Origin of the sequence: Nocardiopsis metallicus (assembly GCF_014201115.1) — a bacterium.
Lineage (GTDB): Bacteria > Actinomycetota > Actinomycetes > Streptosporangiales > Streptosporangiaceae > Nocardiopsis > Nocardiopsis metallicus.
In genome coordinates, this window is record NZ_JACHDO010000001.1 from 5,012,395 (window position 1) to 5,032,298 (window position 19,904).

A 19,904-nucleotide genomic window follows, 5' to 3' on the forward strand; every position below is an offset into this window, starting at 1 on the left:
GAGTTCTCCCGTGCGTGCTCGACGACGGGTGCGGTGCCGCACCCGACCAGAGTCTCTCCCGGAAGAGTGCGCCGCCCTTTGTCCCGAGCGAACAATCTCGGCATACGCTGTTGCCCGGTAGTGACAATGCGAGCAGGCCGACCCGACTAGGTGAACGGGCCGACCACGCGGCTGAGGGGTGTGGTCCCGATGGTGTTGCTGGACCGGCTGGTCACCATCCTGGGCACGTACGGAACCCGGCTGGTGGGCCCCCGGCCCGCCCCGGACACGGTGTTGCGCGGGGTGGCCGTGCACGATCCCGCCGACCCCGGGCCGGAGGAGGCGGACGTCCTCCTCGCCGTGGGCGTGCAGGACCCGCTGACGGCGGTGGAACTGGCCGAGCGCTCCCGAGCCCTGGCCGTGGTGGTGCGGACCGCGCGGGAGGGCGGTGTGGACCCCCGCGGGGAGGCCGCGGCGCGTGCACGGCGGGCGGGTGTCTCGCTGCTGGCGGTGGACCCGTCGGTGTCCTGGGGCCAGGTGGCCGGGGTGGTCTACGGGCTGGTGCTGGAGGGCGGCGAGACCGAGGCGGGACGGGGCCCGGCGGACCTGCCCGCCCTGGCGGACACGATCGCCGCCCGGGTCGGCGGTCCGGTGACCATCGAGGATCCGCGACTGCGCTTGCTGGCCTACTCAGGCCGTCAGACCGAGGCCGACCGGGCCCGCTGGGACACCATCCTGGGGCGCGGGGTCCCCGAAGCGCTCCAGCACCGCCTGGAGGCCACCGGGGTCATCGGGCACCTGGCCTCCTCCGCCGAACCGGTGTTCCTGCCGCCGGAGCCGGAGCTCGGCATGGGCGGGCGCACGGCGGTGGCGGTACGGGTCGGCCGGGAGTTCCTGGGCTCGCTCTGGGCGGTCTGCGACGGGCCCCTGGACGCCGAACGCTCGGCGCTGCTGGCCGAGGGCGCCCGCACGGTCGCCCTGCACCTGCTGCGCACCAGGGTCAGCGCGGACCTGGAACGCCAGGTGGAGTCCGACCTGGTGAGCCGACTGCTGGAAGGGGCGATGGACCCCACCGAGGCCGCCGGGCGCCTGGGCCTGGCCGCGACCCCGCACCGGGTGATCGCCCTCCAGGCGCACACCCCCGACGAACGCCACGCGGCCACGCTCATGGCCTTCGAACGGGCCACCACCGGTTTCGGCTGGTCGCGCCCGGGACGGAGCACGGTGTTCGGCAGTACCGTCTACACGGTCCTGCCCTGCGGTGCCGACCCCTCCCCCGCCCGGGAGTGGGTGGCGGAGACCACACGGACGCTGCCGGGGCACGTGGTGGTCAACGCGGGGATCGGCGCGCCCGCGGACCTGGCCGGGCTCTCGGCCAGCCGCCGGGAAGCCGACGAGAGCCTCACCCTGCACGCCGCCCGCCCGGAGGCGGCCGCGGTGGCCTACGACGAGTCCTGGGACGACGTGCTCATCCACCGCCTGCGGATGGCCTCGGCCTCCGGCCGCCGTCCCGCCGACGGCCCGGTCGCCGTCCTCTCCCGGCACGACGCCGAACACGGCACCCGCTACACGTCGACCCTGCGCGCGTGGCTGCGGGCCCAGGGCGACCCGAACGCGGCAGCGGCGGAGCTGGAGGTGCACCCGAACACCGTCCGGCACCGGATGCGCAGGATGGCCGAGGTGGCTCCGCTCGGCCTGGACCAGCCGAGTATGCGGCTGGCCCTGGCCATCGCCCTCGAAACGTACGACCGGGGAGAGTGAGCGGAGCTCTCAGCTGTTCTTGACGACGATGGTCTCCACCGTGTTGGCGACGTGCTCGAAGGCGTCGGCGGCGGTTTCCAGCTCCTCGATGACGTCCTTGAGCTTGAGCACGGTCAGCGCGTCGTACTCGCCGCTGAACAGCTTCGCGAGCAGCTTGCGGTAAATGCGGTCGGCCTGGTTCTCCAGTTGGTTGATCTCGATCCAGTAGCGGGTGAGGTACTTCATGGACCGCAGCCGCGGCATGGCTTCGGCGGTCAGCTCGGCCGCTCTTTCGAGCACCTCGATCTGGTCGATGATGCCCTTGGGCAGCCGCTCCAGCCCGTACAGGTTGATCAGGTCGACGGCGGCCTCCATGGAGTCCATGACGTCGTCGAGGTTGGAGGCGAGGCGGTAGATGTCCTCGCGGTGCAGCGGGGGAGCCGAGCTCTTGTTGAGTCGGCGCATGATCGCGTGGGTAGCGTCGTCACCGGCGTGCTCGCAGGCACGCATCTTCTCGGTGATGGCTTCCCGGTCGGCCCCGTCACTCATCAGCTCCACCAGCAGGCGGGCCCCGATGACCAGGTTGTTCGCCGAATCGGTGAACATCTCGTAGTAGCTGTCATCACGCGGGCGCAAGCGCAGGCGCACGTCGTATCTCCCGATGGTGCGGTGGTCTTCCTTGGTGGATGTTAAGGGCGCTGATCAGCTACTTCAGCGCGACAGTGCGGGGCGTCCACGCCCCGGCCCCGTGCGGGGGAGGCGGATCCGGGTGCGGTCACCCCTCGTTCATCTGTCTGTGTCGACGCGTGGAACGCCATGTGCACGGGTCCCTTCGCAATCCTCCCAATCTCGGACGACACCGGGACGGTTCGGGACGCTACCGTCTCCCGCTCTCCCTGGCCAGCGGAGCGCTGAGACAGGAATCACCCAATCGATCGGAGAGCGGTGGACAGTTCCATCCGCATCCTCCGATGTCCACCTTCGGGCCATCTTTCTGCAATGGCAAGTATCCCCGCAGTTCACCTGCCCTCCCACACGCCCAACCGTCACCCTCCACCACCCTCAAACGACGCCTCCAGCGCAGACCCCGCCCCTAGGATCTCCTGCATGCCTTCAGCTCTGACCCCGAGCGCCGTGCGGCGGCTGCGCACCGCTCTGGACGAACAGCTCTCCGCCCTGGGCGAACCCGCCTTCACCGGTACCGACGAGGAGGCCGTGGCCGCCTCCGTACACGCGGTCCTGCGCGCGGACGAGCCCCTGCGCCCCGCTCTGAAGGCCGCCGTGCGGTGCAGCCTGGCGGTCCTGGCCGCCCGGGCGCCCGGGCGCAGTCTGGAGGTCCGGGTGCCGCCCTACGGCGCGGTCCAGGTGATCGAGGGGACCACGCACACCCGCGGTACCCCGCCCGGGGTCGTGGAGACCGACCCCCTCACCTGGCTGCGGTTGGCCGCAGGCCAGCGCGACTGGGAGGGCGCGGTCGGGGAGCACAGCGTGCGGGCGAGCGGGGTGCGCTCCGACCTGTCCGGGCACCTGCCCCTGTGGCCGGGCGTGGAGCGCGGCTGACCGCCCGGCGAGCGGCCCGGCCGGCAACCGGAGCAGGGGCCTCTTCGACCCCGAGTGGCACCCCGCTATCGGCCAGCGGCTAAGCTGTGACTGTGTCGTACTCCGACGGCCGGCTCTCCATGGACCTCGATCCGCTCGAACGCGGCCCGCAGGACGCCTGCGGCGTTTTCGGGGTCTGGGCACCCGGCGAAGAAGTCAGCAAGCTCACCTACTTCGGTCTCTACGCGCTCCAGCACCGCGGTCAGGAATCCGCGGGCATCGCCACAAGCGATGGGGAGCGGATCGTCGTCTACAAGGACATGGGACTCGTATCCCAGGTCTTCAACGAGGCGACGCTCGACTCCCTGGGAGGCCACCTCGCGATCGGTCATTGCCGTTACTCCACCACCGGCTCACCGGTGTGGGAGAACGCCCAGCCGACCTTCTACACCGCGCGTGAGGGGGGTCTGGCCCTCGGCCACAACGGCAACCTGATCAACACGCCCGAACTGGCCGCGATGCTGCCCGACCAGCGCCGCGGTGCCACCACGGACACCGAGGTCCTCACCAACCTCCTCGCGGACCGGGCCCACCAGGGCCAGTCCCTCGAGGACGCGGCAGTGGAGCTCCTCCCCAAGGTCCGCGGTGCGTTCTCCCTGGTCTTCATGGACGAGAACACCCTCTACGCCGCACGCGACCCCCAGGGCATCCGCCCGTTCGTGCTCGGCCGTCTGGGCGAGACCTCCGGTTCCGGGGGCTGGGTGGTCGCCAGTGAGACCGCCGCCCTGGACATCGTGGGGGCCAAGGGCGTCCGCGAGATCGAGCCGGGTGAACTCCTGGTGATCGACGGTGACGGGGTCCGCTCCCGCCGGTTCGCGCCGACCACCCGCAAAGGCTGCCTGTTCGAGTACGTCTACCTGGCGCGCCCGGACACCACCATCAACGGGCGCAACGTGAACTCCACCCGCGTGGAGGTCGGCCGCCGTCTGGCCAGGGAACACCCGGTCGAGGCCGACCTGGTGATCCCGGTGCCCGAGTCCGGCACACCCGCCGCGGTGGGTTACGCCGAGGCCAGCGGTATCCCGTTCGCCCAGGGCCTGGTGAAGAACTCCTACGTGGGGCGCACCTTCATCCAGCCCAGCCAGACCCTGCGCCAGCTGGGCATCCGGCTCAAGCTGAACCCGCTGCGCGAGGTCATCGAGGGCCGTCGCCTGGTGGTCGTGGACGACTCGATCGTGCGCGGCAACACCCAACGCGCGCTGGTGCGCATGCTCCGCGACGCGGGCGCCGCCGAGGTGCACGTCCGCATCTCCAGCCCGCCCGTGCTGTGGCCCTGCTACTACGGCATCGACTTCGCGACCCGCGCCGAGCTCATCGCCGCGAACCTGTCGACGGACGAGATCGCCGAGTCGGTCAACGCGGACTCGCTGGCGTACGTGGACCTGGAGGAGCTCATCGCCGCCTCCGAGCAGCCCAAGAACGAGCTGTGCCGCGCCTGCTTCGACGGGGTGTATCCGTTGGAGGTCGACGCCGACTCCCAGGGCAAGTACCTGCTGGAGAAGGCCTGCGGCACCCCTGAGGGTTCCACGCTGGCAACCAGCCACAAGTAACCGTCGCGGCGGGCGGCCTTCCGTCCGCCGCGTCCGGCAGGCCCCTTCCCGGACCCTTCCCTGTCGGATCCCCGGTGTGCCCTGGAGCAGGGCCGCCGGTTTCCGCATCCGCGGACTCTCACAGCACATCTAACACGAGGAGAACTCGCGTGGCAGCCGACAGCACAGGGGCGACGGGCGCGTACGCGGCCGCGGGCGTCGACATCGCCGCCGGTGAGCGCGCCGTCGACCTGATGAAGCGTCACGTCGCGCGGACCCGCCGCCCGGAGCAGGTCACCGACGCCAGCGGCTTCGCCGGTCTGTTCCGCCTGGACACCGCCAAGTACAAGGACCCGGTACTGGCCACCTCCACGGACGGCGTGGGCACCAAGGTCATGCTCGCCCAGCAGATGGACAAGCACGACACCATCGGGATCGACCTGGTCGGAATGGTCGTCGACGACCTGGTGGTCAGCGGTGCCGAGCCCCTCTTCATGACCGACTACATCGCGACCGGCGCCGTGGTGCCCGAACGGGTGGCGGAGATCGTCGGCGGCATCGCCGAGGGCTGCCACCAGGCAGGCTGCGCGCTCATCGGCGGCGAGACCGCCGAGCACCCGGGCGCGATGGCCCCCGAGGAGTACGACCTGGCCGGGGCCGGCACGGGCGTGGTCGAGGGTGACGCCATCCTGGGCCCGGACCGGGTACGCGCGGGTGACGTCGTCATCGCGATGGAGGCCTCCGGTCCGCACTCCAACGGCTACTCTCTGGTCCGGCACATCGTGGACCGGGCTGACCTGGACCTGTTCGCGGAGGTCCCGGAGCTGGGCGGGGTGCTGGGCGAGGTGCTGCTCACACCCACCCGGGTGTACGCCAAGGACTGTGTGGCGCTCACCGCCGAGGTCGAGGTACACGCCTACTCGCACATCACCGGAGGCGGGCTGGCCGCGAACCTGTCCCGGTCGCTGCCGGAGGGGCTGGACGCCGAGCTGGACCGCTCCACCTGGGCTCCGCTGCCGGTCTTCGGCTACCTGGCCGAGAAGGGCGGGATCAGCCGCGAGGACATGGAGGCCACGTTCAACATGGGCGTGGGCATGGTGGCGATCGTGGCCGCGGACGACGCCGAGCGCGCGCTGGGCGTGCTCGCCGACCGCGGGCTCCAGGCATGGTGCCTGGGCGTGGTGAAGGACGGTTCCGGTCAGGCCGTGTTGGACGGCGAGTACCGCAACGCGTGAGGCGGCGGTGGATCCGTGTCCGGAAGGGACGCGAACATAGCCGGTGCGAACCACCTGAGTGGTTCGCACCGGCTATATCCACCTGTCCGCGACGACCCCCGGTGGGGAGCCGTAACCGCTACAGGTCAGCGGTTGTTGTCCGAGCGACCCGAAAGACTCGGCCGGGTCCGACGACTACTTGTCGGACTCCGAGTACTTGTCGGCAAGATCCGCGTAGCGGTCGACCAGGTCATCCTGAGGTTCCGTGTAGGAATCGTCCGGACCCGACGGCCCGGAGGGAGACCCCTCGTCCTCAGCGACACCCAGCTCCGACCGCAGCCGCTCAAGGTCGGTCCCACCGGAGCTGTACTTGAGCTTCCGGGCGACCTTCTGCTGCTTGGCCTTGGCTCGGCCGCGCCCCATTGGCTCGACCCCCTCAACGATTGGGTTCCGACGAACCCCAGATCACTTACTAACCCGCACTACCAGGCTGACGGCCGTCAAACGCGACTGACGACAGGCGCCAGCTTACGTACACATACAACCGTACCTGGTCGGACCCCACCGTGCCTACGCCACCCGGGTGTGACGGATGCGGCGCGCCCGTGGAACCCCTTCCTGCCTGGGACTTCTCACGGTGAGTGCCTGACGGAACGATCTGTGCCACGATGCGATCGTGCTGCCCTACACCGCCTATCTCCGCGTCTACCAGCCGATCACGGCGTTCTCGCCTCGTGACCTTAGGTACTGGAATGGGTACGCGGAGTCCGAGGATCGCCCCAAACGGGTGAACGCCCTGGCCGCCGAGCACGCCCAGAGCCTGGGCAGAGCGATCAGCACCCCGCCGGTGATCGCCCCCGCAGAGGAGAGCGGGGACGCCTACCTGCGCCGGGTGAACGAACAGCTGTACGTCTGCCCGTGGGAGACCCGCCTGCGCTCCTGGCGCGCCTTCGACGAGTTCTCGGCCGCCACGCCGCAGTCGCTGGTGGAGGCGTTCGTCCCCGCGAGGGAGGCCGAGCGGGCCGAGACCGGCTACCGGCAGTGGCGCGGATCCGGAGCCCGGACGGAGCCGGGCATCCTGTCGAGCAACTGGACGATCCCCGTCCCGTGGTTCATCCCGTTCGAACCCCAGGAGCGCTGCCTTGTCCTGTCGACCGGCTCCACTAGGACCCTGCTGTACCTGACCAGGACCGCGCAGGCCCAGCGACGCCTCGAACACACCGTGGCGGTGCTGCGCGAGCGCATCGGGGAGCACGCGGTGTCGGCCTCGACCGAGCGGCTCGTGGACTGGCTGGACACGGCCGCGCATCCCGACTCCCTCCTCGAACTGGACTACGGGGGCCTGCCGCACCTGCTGAGCGACGACCATCTGAGTGAGGACCACTCGGTGGCCGAGGTGGCCGAGGCGGTGGAGGCGCTCGCCGAGGGCGACAGCACCCGCATGACGGAGCTCCGCAAGAGGCTCGTCCGCCGGTGGAGGTCTGTGCGCGCCCTTGAGCACGCCAACTGACAGCCACGAGACACCCAGGGTTTCATGGACACACACCCACCAGGTGTTGTCATCCAACGGTCGAAACAGGGCCGCGCCACGCCGCGGGCGAACCTGGTACACCAGGTTTCTCGTCTACACGAAACCGTCTTTTCGCACGTGACGACGGTGCACGCCCCCACCGATCCGGGGTGCGACATCAAGCATCGTGAAACTGGGCATAACGCCCGATACGGATCGTCGTACACTGTAGCGAGCCGGTCACCGATTGCACTCTGAGTAACCAGGAAACCCCTGCCACGCCGAGGATGCGCGTGGCCCGAGCCACCCGTCGCAACGGACCCGCACCCAGCGCGCCACCACGTCCCACCTCTCTCCACATGGCGACTGACCAGGGCTTGCGCCCTCCTCCCCCAGACCCGCACTCCGGGTTTCGGCCAGTCCCGCCGTAGCACTTCGGGCCCTCCGGATCGAGAAAAACGAGGCCCGAGAACGAAGTTTTGACCGAATACGCCACATGCCACTAAACGTGTCGCTAGAATCACTTAGCGTGACGCGGCCACGGGCGGCTTTCAATGGCCTCCCACGTGCAAAGTTGCTTGGAGTGGTCGCGTAATCACCTCGGGTGATGCCAATATGGACCTAGTGGGACTATTGGACATCCGGGCCAAGTGCCAGGAATAAGGCTCAAGGATCGGCACACAGATCCAGGAGGAGAGGCCGTACACATGTCAACTCGCACGCCCGAGGCGGAGCCCCTGTTGACCCCCGCCGAGGTTGCCACCATGTTCCGTGTGGACCCCAAGACCGTGACACGCTGGGCCAAGGCGGGCAAGCTGACCTCGATCCGCACCTTGGGCGGCCATCGCCGCTACCGCGAGACTGAGGTCCGCGCCCTGCTGGCCGGAATCCCCAGCCAGCGTACGGAGTGATCTCCCCGGTCTGTGCCGATTCCGGGGGGAACGGCCGGACAAGCTCCGGCTACTGACGAGATTTCCAGGGCGGGCCACCCAGACCGGGGCGGCCCGCCCTCCCGTCGCCCTCCACCGCCCTCAACCGACGCGCTCCGCACGCAGTCTTCCTTTCCGTCGCCCTCCACCGCCCTCAACCGACGCGCTCCGCACGCAGTCTTCCTTTCCGTCGCCCTCCACCGCCCTCAACCGACGCGCTCCGCACGCAGTCTTCCTTTCCATCGCCAGGACTGGTCAGCTCTTCAGGGCTGGTCAATCCTCGATCTGGTCGTCCATGGCGGTGGTGCGCTTGCGAGCCAGGAAGGTCGCCGCGGCGCCGCCGCCGACCGCGACCACGGCGGCCGTGACCAGCGCGACGACAGAGCTGCCCGTGGTGGCCAGGCGCGTACTCGGGGCCGCGGTCTCCCGCTGGCCCTCCCCGCGCTCGCCCTTGCCCGGCGCGGTCGCCGCGGCGTGCGTGGAGCCGAGCGCCCAGGAATCCGCGAAGTCCACGGAGAAACCGTAGCCGAGTTCGGGATCGCCGACCTGGACCCACACGGTGAGCGAGGAACGGATCCCCTCGCCCTCCCAGTCCTCGTTCTCGTCGTCGAAGTCGTGTTCGTTGACCAGGAAGCGGATGCTGACCGGCACCTCGACCGTCGTATCGCCCTGATCATCGAGGACCTCCAGAGTGTCCTCGGCCAGGTGGTCGCCGTCGAACCCCACCACGGGCTCGCCGAAGGCGGTCAGTTCCCCGTACTCGAAGGACGCCTCGGTCGAGCCGTCATAGGCTGCGGCCGCGCTGGTCCGCACGTCCGTGAGGGTGAACTCGACCGCGTTGCCGTCGGTAGAGACGGTTTCGGAGTCACCCTCCCCCAGGATGACGACGTCCTCGTCACCGGGCGAGGCGCTGGGGCTTTCCGAGGGATCCTGGAAAGGAGGGCTAGGAGTGGGCTCCTCCGCCCACTGGGACTCCCGTTCCCCAGCATCGTCCTCAGGCGGTCCCTCCTGTTCCCCCTCGGTCCGGTTCGGCTCGTTCGCCTCGTCCGGTCCGTCGCTCTCTTCGGGCTCCTCGGGTTCCTCGGGCTCCTCCGTGGGCGGGTCCTCAGCCCCCTCGGCGGCCTCGCTGGCGGCGTCGATCATGCCCAGACCGATCAGGTCGTCGACGCCGATCCGGACCGATGCTCGTTCGACCACCGCTTCTGAGAGCGCCCCCTTGCTGTTGACCAGGGTGCGGCTCTCACCTTTGACCCGGGCGTACTCGGCCAGGGGGCCGAAAACCGGGTCCGCCACGGCCTCGTCCTCGGTATCCCCGCCGAAGCTGACCGCGGTGGAGTAACCCGTGACGAGGTCCCCGTCACTGACCCATGCCTGGGCGTTGGACCAGACCAGCTGGTCGGCCGAGGCGGGGAGCGCGGACGCGACACCGAGCGCACCGAGCGCAACGAAGAGGGCGCCGCCCGCCAGGATGCGGCGTGCGGACAGTTCGGCGGGAGTCACCACAACACTCCTGTTGTATCTGGGGGATGCCCGGCTCTGGGGCTGGTCCCGTCCCGTCACTGACACGGCGGAGCGGGGTGTTCTGGCCGACCTGGCTGGCCGGAAGCGGTGTTCCGGAGCGGGTGGGGCTCGTGGCCCTCCCCACCCGGGCGAGGCACTGGTTCGGTGTGGAGTGCCGTGTATGGGGCGTTCCACACGGTGAGCCTAGTCGCTTGGTCACAAAACGGAAACCGTTCCTGCCACGACGGAGTGGCAGCCGTAAGGCGGCCCGTCTGAAGCACGAGCGGGGCCCCGGGGAAGTGGCGGATTCAACTGGTCGTCGCAACACCTCGTTGATCAGACGATCATAGCCAGACGCTCGGCTGGGGTTTCCCAGCCGAGCGTCTTGCGTGGCCGACCGTTGAGTTTGTGCGCGACATGCTCCAGATCCAGCGGACCATGAGCGGACAAGTCCGTGCCCTTGGGGAAGTACTGGCGCAGCAGACCGTTCGTGTTCTCGTTCGATCCGCGCTGCCAGGGGGAGGCCGGATCGCAGAAGAACACCGGCACCCCCGTAGCGACGCTGAACGCCTTGTGCGAGGCCATCTCGCTGCCCTGGTCCCAGGTCAACGATCCGCGCAGATGCTCGGGCAGCGACCCGATCAGCTCGCTCAGCACACCCCCGACGGCTTCGGCGGTGTGCTCCCCGGGCAGGTGCCCCAGCAGCACGTACCGGGTGGAGCGCTCGACCAGGGTGATGATCGCGGACTTGTTGTACGCACCCGTGATCAAATCGCCTTCCCAGTGCCCCGGGACGGCACGGTCTTCGATCTCGGCGGGGCGCTCGCTGATCATCACCATCGGATCGGTGAACCGGCTCTGCCGTCGTTCAGGTGAGCGGCGGGGCTTGCGTCGGATGCGGCCGGTGCGCAGCGCGGCGGCGACCTCGCGCTTGAGTCCGCCGCGGGCTTGGACGTAGAGCGCCTGGTAGATCGTCTCGTGGCTCACGCGCATGTCCTCGTCGTCGGGGTGGTCGGTGCGAATCCGTTGACTGATCTGCTCCGGTGACCATTGTTCCTCCAACCCCTGGGCGACGTAGTCGCGCAACCGGCCTGGAGCGGCGAGCTTGGCGGGTTTGGGACGCGCCCTGCGGGCGGTTGCCTCGCGTTGGGCCGCATAAGCGCCGTAGGAGCCGTCCGTGTTCCGGTGGTGATCGAGCTCGCGCTTGATCGTCGAGGCGGGGCGCCCCAGGTCGCGGCCGATCGCCCGCAAGCTCCACCCTGCCCGGTCCAGGTCAGCGATCTTCTCCCGGTCCGCGAGGGTCAAAAAACGCGGATCGATCTGCTTTTCGAGCACGGCTACGGTGGGTGCGGGACTGGCCATGGACTCCATGGTGGTCTGTCCGGTGGAGTAGTCCACACGGCGGCCGTCGGGGTAGAGCCTGGAGTTGCCGGACTTGCAGACCCCGTGGTCCCAGTCCCGGGCGGTGCGCTCGTTCACCCCTACCTGCTGCGCGGCCTCTCGCCGGGACAGTCCCTGTGAGCGCAGCCGGTGGAACTGTGCCTTCCCTGGGTGCGGGAGCCGTTTGGAGCCCAGCCCGGCCTTCCTGGCCCAGGAGAACGCGGTGTTCCTGTTCACTCCGAGACGGCGTGCGGCCTCTGTGACGTTACCGACCTCTGCCATCAGTTCCAGGAACCTCGCCCGCAGGCGGGCCAGTTCCTGCTTCGAAAACGACACGGTGGTCGCAACCTCCTGAAAGTCAGGGTGTTGCGACCACCGCTAGAACCCAAGAGTTCCCCGGGGCCCCGCGAACGAGCGGCTGAACGCCGGCCGGTGTCTACCGGCTACCGACTAGCTCTGGTCGGTCTCGTTGAACTCCTCGTTGTTGCTGTTCTTCTTCCGACGCGCCAGGTAGGCAGCAGCGCCACCGCCGGCGGCGATCGCGGTACCGGCGGCGATCAGACCGAGCACGGGAGTACCGGTCTGCGCCAGGTCGGCCTCCTTCGGGTCCGGCTTCGGGACGTTGTTCTCGTCGCGCTTCGGCGGGGTCCTGTCATCCCCGCCACCGCCACCGTCGCCGCCCTGGCCATCGTCGTGCACGCCCGTGGTGATACCGGCCATGCTCTCCGCGACCGGGAAGCCGGAGACATACTCGCCGTCGACTGCGAAGTTGAGTGTCAGGAACGTGTAGGCGTCGTCCCACTCGTAACCGGAGTCGACGTTCTGCTCTTCACCGCCGAAGGCGGCCAGGACGACGTCGACGGTCACGTCCTCACCGTCGACGTCGGTCTTGAACCGGCCCAGGTGCGCCGAGTTACCGATCTCGGGGGTGGACTCGTGCGTGACATCGCCGTCCCAGGACTGGGTGGTGGTCACACTGCCGGTGAAGGTGTCGTCGAAGACGACGGTGTCCCCGCCGTCGGTGAGAACGGTGTTGCTCTCGTCCAGCTCGATGACGCTGGAAGCGCTCTCCTGGAGATCCTCTTCGTCAGCACCGCCTTCACCGTCGGTGTCGTCACCGGACTCGTCGTCCCCGCCGTCGGTGCCGTCACCCTCGCCGTCGTCACCGGACTCATCGTCCCCGCCGCCGGTGCCGTCACCCTCACCGTCGTCACCGGACTCATCGTCCCCGCCGCCGGTGCCGTCACCCTCACCGTCGTCACCGGACTCATCGTCCCCGCCGCCGGTGCCGTCACCCTCACCGTCGTCACCGGACTCATCGTCCCCGCCGCCGGTGCCGTCACCCTCACCGTCGTCACCGGACTCATCGTCCCCGGACTCGTCACCGGACTCGTCATCATCGTCGTCGGTGTCGTCGGTGTCGTCGCCGTCATCACCCTCGCCGACCTCGACACTGAGGACATCCTCGAGGTCGCCCTCGGTGAGAACGATCCGGCCGTTCTCGATGGCCGCGCTGGCCTGCGCACCGTTCTCGTCCACCTGAATGCTGGTGGTACCGGAAACGTTCAGCCAGGATCCGATGCTGGCGTCGAAGGTGCCGCTCTCCGACTGTTCCTGGGTGATGTGGGACTCCAGGGCGTCCTGTCCGCCCGCGGCCGAGGCGGCCGCCCAACCGTAGGTCTCACCGTCGGCGTAGGCAGGCAGCGCGGCGGCCAGGCTGAGCGCGCCGAAGGCAGCGAAGGCGGCGCTGCCCTGGAAAACCCGGCGCGCCGTGAATCTGGGGGTGTTCTTCAAGGTCAAATCCTCATTCGGATGGTCCCGGTTCCACACATGTGGGCACCGGGCCTGGTCACGCGATCCACCGCCGAACACAAAGACGGACGGAGATCTCGGAACACGGAGTCACGAACCAGGGTCGGATGGGGGTTGCGATATAGAGGACACAGAGAAGCCCTCTACCTGCAAAAAGGGGAAGATGTACAGCCTGGACCAGCCGGGGACAAGGGGCCGACAAACCGTTGGGGTTGCTTCTCATTCCCAGTTGGGAGACTACATCCCAACAAAGATCAAATCACCGAATCGGGATCACAAAGAGATCACGACACACCCCATGACTGCGCATTCCACCAAGAGGGCAACGGAAGTCTTTTTTCTCTTTGCAAGTAAACCTCGATCATGATCATGCGTCTTTGATAGATGCCTTTCCCCCGCAAAGGTTCCTGTGATTGGCGCCACCACCTTCTGAGCCCTTCTCCTGAAGACAACAGAACCCCTTGTCCGCTTCCGGACATCGCCCGTGCACCCTTCACACGGATCCGGAGCGGTAAGTCCGAGTCGCAGTCAGCGGCTAAGTTGTGGGGCATGCCCGACTCCGCAACGGCAGGGCTCCGGAGCCGCAACACCCGCGCCCTGGCCCTGCTCTCACTCGCCGTCCTGTGGACAGCGGCCTGTTCGTCACCGGTCGGCGACGGCCCCGGCACCGATCCCACGGCGGCGCCGCCGCTGCCCGGGCCCGAGGACGGCTCCAACACGTCAGGGGAGGACGGTGAGACCTCCGGCGACGACGAGGCCGCCCCGCCCGGCGACGGCCCGCTCGGCGACCGGGTCGTGGTCATCGACCCCGGCCACAACGGCGGCAACGCCGCCGCCCCGAGCGAGATCAACTCCCTGGTTCCCGCCGGACACGGTGAGAAGGCCTGCGACACCGTCGGCGCCGAGAGCGCCAACGGCTACGCCGAGCACGAGTTCAACTGGGAGCTGTCCCTGCTCGTCCAGGAACGGCTGGAGGCCGACGGCGCAACGGTGATCCTCACCCGGGAGGACAACGAAGGCGTGGGGCCCTGCATCGACGAGCGCGCCGAGATCGGCAACGAGAACGAGGCGGACGCCGCCCTGTCCATCCACGCCGACGGCGGCCCCGAGTCCGGCCGCGGTTTCCACGTCATCACCCCCGGGGAGGTCCCCGATCTCACCGAGGAGATCGTGGAGCCCTCCGCGCTGCTGGCCGAGGACATCCGCCGCGAGTACCTCGAGGGCAGCGACATCCCCTACGCCGACTATCTCGCCGAGGACGGCCTGGACGAGCGCACGGACCTGGGCGGGTTGAACCTGTCCACGGTGCCGAAGGTGTTCCTGGAGGCCGGGAACATGCGCAACCCCGAGGACGCCGAGCTCATGGAGGACCCCGAGTGGCGTGAGCGGGCCGCGGACTCCATCGCCCGCGGGGTGGCCACCTACCTCCTGCGCAACTAGGGCGTCTCCCAGACGTCGAACACACGGAAGCGGGCCCGGGGAACTCGCCCCGGGCCCGCTCGCCTGCACGGCGGTCAGCGCCTCACAGCGCCCCGTGCGACCGAACGACTAGTTCTCGTTGGTCTCAGCGGCCTCTTCGCTGTTGTTCTTCTTGCGACGCGCCAGGTAGGCGGCGGCGCCACCGCCAGCGGTGATCGCGGCACCCGCGGCGATCAGACCGACCAGCGGCGAACCGGTCTGTGCGAGCGGCTCGGCGTCCTTGGCCTCGGTCTTGGGGCTCGGGTCCTTGTCGCGCTCCTTCTGCGGCGGGTTCTTGCTGTCGCCGCCGTCACCACCGTTGTCACCACCGTCGTCGATCACACCGGTGGTGATGCCCGCGCGGCTCTCAGCGATCAGGTGACCAGCGACGATCTCGTCCGCGACGCTGAAGGTGATGTACAGGTCGGTGGCCGCGTCGTTCCACACGAACCCGGAGTCCTTGGACTCGTAGACAGCCGAGGCAGGCTGAAGGTCGACCTCCAGCACGATCTCTTCACCGTCGACATCGGCGCTGAGGACGGACTGTCCACGCGTTCCGCCGTTGAAGTTGTGGCTGACCGCACCACCCCAAGTTTGGCTGGTGGAGACACTGGCACCGTGGACAGTGGCCTCCAGGAGGACGTCGCTGCCGTTGTCGGCCAGCTCGGAGTTCTCCTCGTCGAGCTCGATGACCTCGGCGGAGGTGGTCGCGTCGACCTCGCCCCCGGCGTCCTCAGCTGAGTCGGAGGGAGCCCCGGTGGGCTCCTCGGCCGGGGCCTGCGTCGGTGCGTCCGTGGGTGCGTCCGTGGGAGCGTCGGACGGGCCGCTGGAGTCTCCGTTGCCCGCGTCGTCGCTACCGGGCACGCCCTGGTCGCTGCCCGCGCCGTCGTCGTCACCGTCCCCGGTGACGTCGTCCTCTTCCTCGGTGACGCCCTCTTCCTCGGTGTCGTCGTCACCGTCCTCAGCGGTGTCGTCGTCCTCTTCCTCGATCTCCTCCTCGTCCTCCTCCTCTTCGGGGTTGAGGATGCCGGGGAGGTCGGCCTCGGTGATGACGATGCGGGCGGTGTCCACGACGGCGGTACCGGTGGCGCCGCTGGAGTCCACGGTGGCGGTGGTGGTGCCCTCGACGGTCAGCCAGTTGCCGATGCTGCCGGAGAACGGAGCGGACTCCGACTGCTCCTGTGTGATGAAGGTGTAGGCGCCGTCACCACCACCCAGAGCGTTGGCGTAGGCCCAGCCGTAGGTGTCGGCGTGCGCGGGCGAGGCGGCGGCCAGAGTGAGGGCGCCGAAGGCGGCGAAGGCGGCACCGCCCTGGAACCAGGGCCCCGGAGTTCTCGCGGTTTAGATCCATACAGGCCGAGTTCGTCTGATGCCGTGTAGGTCGAGGACTTTGTCCTTGCCTGTGTGGGCTCTGCGCCCGGACTGTGTGTTCTTCCACCCCGCGGCGCTCAGCGCCTGGCGGACGATGTCGGTCAAGCAACCCAACACGACCGGGGCCGCCCCGGTGCGGGTGCGCCGGGCGTCTTCGTTGAAGGTCACGTCCCGCACGTAGTGCACCCGGTTCTCCACCGTCCAATGACCGCGAGCGTGGGCCGCCAGTTCCGCGGGCGAGACCTGGTGGGCGTCCAGGTCGGTGACGGCGAAGACCACCTCGCGGCTGCCCTGGGCCTTGCCGTGCTCGCGGCGGTGGCGCTCGATGCGCACCACCTGTCGGGCCCCGGGAAAGGCCAGGCCCGTCACGGCGGTGACCTTCACCGACCGGTGTTCTTCGCGTCCGTGGGCGTGGGTGGGGCCCTGACTGTGGGCCACCGGTATCTGTGACCAGGGCAGAGTGGACAGCTGGGAGTGCAGCCTGGGCCGGTTGCCCTTGACATAGATCAGGTAGTGGGCGCCGCGCTCAAGGAGGTAGGTGGCGTGGTCGGCCACGGTGTGCAGGGCATCGGCGGTGATGATCGCGCCCAGGAGCTCGGTGTCGTGGAGTTGGTCGAGCAGGGCGGTGAAGGCGCTGGTCTCACCCTTCTTGTTGCCCAGCTGGGTGCAGGCGGCCACGGCGGCGTCGTGGTGGCGGGCGGCGTGCAAGGACATCGAGATCGAAGCGCGGCCCTTGCGCGGTCGGGCGCCGCGCTGGGTCTTGCCGTCCACGGCGTAGGCGGTGTGGCGTAGCCGTGGGGGTGGCATCTGGCATTGGCGGGTGCGGTGGGACCGGCGGTGTTCGCGTTCGGGTGCCCCGCCGGGGGTGCGGGCCGCACTGTGGGGTGTGGGTGGTGGGCCGGTGCGGGTGTCCAGGGTGGCCAGGCCGGCCCGGGCGAGTTGGGCGGGGTCCAGGCGGGCGAGCACCTCGCGCAGGGTGCGCTCGTCGGGGATGTGAATCCGCCCTGTGAAAGGGCAGACGGGAAGCCCCAGGCGCAGGAGGATGGGTGGGGGTGCGTTGTGAGCCCATTCGGTGATGGCTGTGGTGGTGTTGTGGCCGGTGGTGGTCAGAGCGCACACGCTCAGGGCGAGCAAGGCGGTCAGGGGGTAGCGGCGGCCGCGTGGGTGGCGGGGGTCGTCGATGGTGGCCAGGTGGTCCATCAGGTCCGGGGTGAGCGGTTCGGCGGGATCGGTTGTGAGAACGCCTTGGGAGCGAGATGATGACACAGCGGGTGCGGAGCCTTGCGGATAGTGGTGTCTCGACAACTCCATGATCCTTCAGGCCCGTGCCCGTTTTTGCATGTCAGAACCCGGTTATGTCCTCACAGGCGGTGTAGATCCGGCGTTCGTTACTTCCCCGACAAACCGCGAGAACTCCGGGGCCCTGGCCCTGGAACACGCGACGCGCCGAGATTCGGGGAGAGTTCTTCAAGCTCAATCCTCGTATGGATCGTCCGGGCCCACGTATGCTCTGGGCCAGGTCCGGCCGCGGCTTCCAGTGCCGGAGCACGGAGTCGCGTACCAGGGTCGAATGGGGGAGGGTCAGGGCACTCAGAAGCCACTGACCTGCAAAAACAGAGAGCCTGCATGGTTTCGGCCCGCAGGGGGCAAGGGCCGGAAGAACCGGCCGAGTTGCTTTCCGTTCTCTGACTGGAGAATACAGACAACCCGGAACCAATACCCACCAAATTCGGATATCAAAAACATCACGATGGACTCTTGAATGCCCTGAGTAACGACTCCCGACAATTCCGGTAATTCTTTTTGATTCCGGTAAACCAATCTTGGACTGAGGCGTCCTACAAGGAACTCCTTCGCCTGGAGGGGCCACTGGACTACGCCGGTCCACGTCCACACCCGGCCAAAACTACCGGCCGGCATGGCGTACGCCACTCAGCATCGGCATAATGCGAACCATGAGTTCCCCCGTCTGTCTCCCTGCCCCCGGGTTCGGCACCCTCCCGCACAGCCGCGACCGCCGCCGTACCGCCGCTCTCACCGGCGCCGCAACCGCCCGAATCGCCGCCGTGCCGCACACGGGCTCGTGATCCCGCCCCTACGAACCTCGTGAACTGCACAATGGGGACTATGCCTCTGACACCGGCGGACATCCGCAACAAGAAGTTCCACACGGTGCGCCTGCGCCCGGGCTACAACGAGGAGGACGTCGACGCGCTCCTCGACCGCATCGAGGCGACCCTGGTGGCGCTGGAGGGCGGGCCGCGCAAGGGACCGCTGCTCACCGCGGACGAGGTCCGCAACTCCCGGTTCCGCACCACCCGGATGAGCCCCGGGTACCGCGAGGACGAAGTGGACGACTTCCTCGACCTCGTCGTCGCCGACCTCGCCGGACGCGGCCTGGGCCAGCCCGCGCCGCCGCCTCCCCTGCCTCCGCACCCTGGCCGGAGCGGCCCCCAGCAGGCCCACCCCGGCCAGGGTCCGGCCCGCCCAGGGCAGCGCGGACCGGACCTGCCGCCGAACGCGCCCTCCGCGCCGATGTCCTCGCCCGGGCCGCGGATGGCCCCGCAGGACATCAGGGATAAGCGCTTCGCCACCACCAGGCTGACCACCGGCTACAACGAGCAGGAGGTCGACGAGTTCCTGGACCGCGCCGAGCACACGCTGGAGGTGCTCCTCCAGGGCCGACCGGACCGGGCCACCCTCTCCTCCGAGGACGTGGAGCGGGTCCAGTTCGCCACCACCCGGGCCCGCCCGGGGTACGACCCGGCCCAGGTCGACCAGTTCCTGGACGAGCTCGCCGAGGAGTTCCGCCACCACGAACGCCGGTGACCCCGAAACACGCCGCCTCCGCCGCCCCGCACCAAGGAAAGCGGAAAGTAATATTTGGGCACAGGGAGTAGTCATCCCGAGCCGCGGGCGGCCTGAGGGGAGCAGCATGCCACACGTGACGCCGCAAGGAGAGCACTCTCCGGCCTGCGCGGTCTACGGAGTTCCCGGCTGCGACTCGGCGCCCGAGCGGTGGTCCACCCCGCAGCCCTCACTACACGGACACGCGCGTGAACTGTGCTCGGTGGACACCGACGAGGAGGTCGTCCCGGCGGCCGCGCACCCCTGGGAGAAACCGCTGCTCGCGCTGTGCGTGGCGGTGTCAGTGGGGTTGCTCGCGATGGCGCTGAGGCTCGTGTGGTCGGTGTCGGGGTCGGTGTCGGGGTCGGTGCCGTGGACCGCGCTGGCACTGTTCACGGCGCCTCTGACCTGCTGGACGGTGCGCGGTCTGCGGTACGCCCGCGAGCGTGCGGAGTCGGTCCGGATCTCCCCCACCCAGTTCCCCGAGGCCTACCGGATGGTGGTGTCGCTCTCGGCGGAGATGGGCCTGGCCCGGGCCCCGGAGGCGTACGTGCGGCTGGGCCCGGTCTCGGCGCGCGCCGACGCGGCCGCGCACGGGTTGCGGCGCTACCTGGTGCTGCCCGACGCGCTGTTCGACGGCGGCGGCCGACTGCGCGACCCGAACGCCCTGGCCTTCCTCATCGCCCACCAGATCGGCCACGTCGCCGCCGGGCACACCGGCTACTGGCGCCGGGTGGCCACCATCGGCGCCGAACTGGTCCCGGGGCTGGGCGCGGCGCTCTCGCGCGCCGCCGAGTACACCGCCGACAACCACGCCCACGCCCACCTGCCCGAGGGAGCCCACGCGGTCCGGCTGTTCGCCGGGGGGCCGAACCTGTACACGCGGGTGAACATGGGCGAGATGGCCGCCCGGGCGCGTACCGACCGGGGGGGCTCCCTGCTCCTGTACCACCTGCTCTCGCGGCGTCCGAGCAGCACCCGGAGGATGGCCGCCCTGCGCGACCGCACCCGCCGGGGCCGGGTGTTCCTCTGATCA

The 19,904-nt window shown here is 69.1% G+C and carries 18 protein-coding genes; 11 read left to right on the forward strand and 7 right to left on the reverse strand.

Translation table 11 applies throughout. From position 1 onward, the window contains the following. Positions 1-189: 189 nt before the first annotated feature. Positions 190-1,740: a PucR family transcriptional regulator gene (locus HNR07_RS21930; protein WP_184366623.1), complete on the forward strand. Its 1,551-nt coding sequence runs from the start codon at positions 190-192 to the stop codon at positions 1,738-1,740. Positions 1,741-1,749: 9 nt separating this feature from the next. On the opposite strand, the gene HNR07_RS21935 is transcribed toward HNR07_RS21930, so the two are convergent. Further along, on the reverse strand, positions 1,750-2,367 hold the full coding sequence (locus HNR07_RS21935) for a DUF47 domain-containing protein (protein ID WP_184366624.1): 618 nt from the start codon (positions 2,365-2,367) through the stop codon (positions 1,750-1,752). A 459-nt stretch (positions 2,368-2,826) separates the two neighbouring features. Between HNR07_RS21935 and HNR07_RS21940 the strand changes: the two genes are divergently transcribed. From HNR07_RS21940 to purM, 3 genes are all read left to right on the forward strand, one after another. After that, positions 2,827-3,279 (forward strand): sterol carrier family protein, encoded by a 453-nt coding sequence (locus HNR07_RS21940; protein ID WP_184366625.1) that lies wholly within the window; start codon positions 2,827-2,829, stop codon positions 3,277-3,279. Positions 3,280-3,371: 92 nt separating this feature from the next. Next, positions 3,372-4,868 (forward strand): amidophosphoribosyltransferase, encoded by a 1,497-nt coding sequence (gene purF / locus HNR07_RS21945; RefSeq protein ID WP_184366626.1) that lies wholly within the window; start codon positions 3,372-3,374, stop codon positions 4,866-4,868. A gap of 149 nt (positions 4,869-5,017) precedes the next feature. Then, a complete protein-coding gene (gene purM, locus HNR07_RS21950) occupies positions 5,018-6,082 on the forward strand; it encodes a phosphoribosylformylglycinamidine cyclo-ligase (protein ID WP_184366627.1) in 1,065 nt (354 codons plus the stop codon). Positions 6,083-6,256: 174 nt separating this feature from the next. Here the strand turns inward: purM and HNR07_RS21955 are convergent, their stop codons facing one another. Next, positions 6,257-6,484, reverse strand: coding sequence for a DUF3073 domain-containing protein (locus tag HNR07_RS21955; protein WP_017581391.1), 228 nt, complete (start codon positions 6,482-6,484; stop codon positions 6,257-6,259). A 253-nt stretch (positions 6,485-6,737) separates the two neighbouring features. Here HNR07_RS21955 and HNR07_RS21960 point away from each other — a divergent pair, with 253 nt between their 5' ends. Beyond that, positions 6,738-7,571, forward strand: coding sequence for a hypothetical protein (locus HNR07_RS21960; RefSeq protein WP_184366628.1), 834 nt, complete (start codon positions 6,738-6,740; stop codon positions 7,569-7,571). Positions 7,572-8,278: 707 nt separating this feature from the next. Further along, positions 8,279-8,482: a developmental transcriptional regulator BldC gene (bldC, locus tag HNR07_RS21965; protein ID WP_013155387.1), complete on the forward strand. Its 204-nt coding sequence runs from the start codon at positions 8,279-8,281 to the stop codon at positions 8,480-8,482. A gap of 291 nt (positions 8,483-8,773) precedes the next feature. Here the strand turns inward: bldC and HNR07_RS21970 are convergent, their stop codons facing one another. From HNR07_RS21970 to HNR07_RS21980, 3 genes are all read right to left on the reverse strand, one after another. Beyond that, on the reverse strand, positions 8,774-10,003 hold the full coding sequence (locus HNR07_RS21970; protein WP_184366629.1) for a hypothetical protein: 1,230 nt from the start codon (positions 10,001-10,003) through the stop codon (positions 8,774-8,776). Between the two features lie 333 nt (positions 10,004-10,336). Further along, positions 10,337-11,512 carry an IS30 family transposase gene (locus tag HNR07_RS21975; protein ID WP_184372460.1) on the reverse strand — a complete coding sequence of 392 codons (1,176 nt, stop codon included), beginning with the start codon at positions 11,510-11,512 and terminating at the stop codon, positions 10,337-10,339. Between the two features lie 318 nt (positions 11,513-11,830). After that, complete coding sequence (locus tag HNR07_RS21980; protein WP_184366630.1) at positions 11,831-13,174, reverse strand: LPXTG cell wall anchor domain-containing protein; 1,344 nt, start codon at positions 13,172-13,174, stop codon at positions 11,831-11,833. 567 nt (positions 13,175-13,741) lie between these two features. On the opposite strand from HNR07_RS21980, the gene HNR07_RS21985 reads away from it, so the two are divergent. Beyond that, entirely contained in the window at positions 13,742-14,632 is an 891-nt protein-coding gene (locus HNR07_RS21985) for an N-acetylmuramoyl-L-alanine amidase (RefSeq protein WP_184366631.1), read from the forward strand. 108 nt (positions 14,633-14,740) lie between these two features. On the opposite strand, the gene HNR07_RS21990 is transcribed toward HNR07_RS21985, so the two are convergent. Next, entirely contained in the window at positions 14,741-15,721 is a 981-nt protein-coding gene (locus tag HNR07_RS21990) for an LPXTG cell wall anchor domain-containing protein (protein ID WP_246420435.1), read from the reverse strand. Between HNR07_RS21990 and HNR07_RS35650 the strand changes: the two genes are divergently transcribed. Beyond that, entirely contained in the window at positions 15,714-15,848 is a 135-nt protein-coding gene (locus tag HNR07_RS35650) for a hypothetical protein (RefSeq protein ID WP_281387130.1), read from the forward strand. The two genes, HNR07_RS21990 and HNR07_RS35650, sit on opposite strands and share 8 nt — an antisense overlap. A gap of 143 nt (positions 15,849-15,991) precedes the next feature. Here HNR07_RS35650 and HNR07_RS21995 read toward each other — a convergent pair whose 3' ends face one another. Continuing rightward, positions 15,992-17,287, reverse strand: coding sequence for an ISAs1 family transposase (locus HNR07_RS21995; RefSeq protein ID WP_221318720.1), 1,296 nt, complete (start codon positions 17,285-17,287; stop codon positions 15,992-15,994). A 689-nt stretch (positions 17,288-17,976) separates the two neighbouring features. On the opposite strand from HNR07_RS21995, the gene HNR07_RS35655 reads away from it, so the two are divergent. From HNR07_RS35655 to HNR07_RS22005, 3 genes are all read left to right on the forward strand, one after another. Further along, on the forward strand, positions 17,977-18,108 hold the full coding sequence (locus HNR07_RS35655; protein WP_281387131.1) for a hypothetical protein: 132 nt from the start codon (positions 17,977-17,979) through the stop codon (positions 18,106-18,108). Between the two features lie 31 nt (positions 18,109-18,139). Further along, the gene (locus HNR07_RS22000; RefSeq protein WP_184366632.1) at positions 18,140-18,850 is read left to right on the forward strand and encodes a DivIVA domain-containing protein; all 711 of its coding nucleotides are present in this window, start codon (positions 18,140-18,142) and stop codon (positions 18,848-18,850) included. 106 nt (positions 18,851-18,956) lie between these two features. Further along, positions 18,957-19,901 (forward strand): M48 family metallopeptidase, encoded by a 945-nt coding sequence (locus tag HNR07_RS22005; protein WP_246420438.1) that lies wholly within the window; start codon positions 18,957-18,959, stop codon positions 19,899-19,901. Positions 19,902-19,904: the final 3 nt, after the last annotated feature.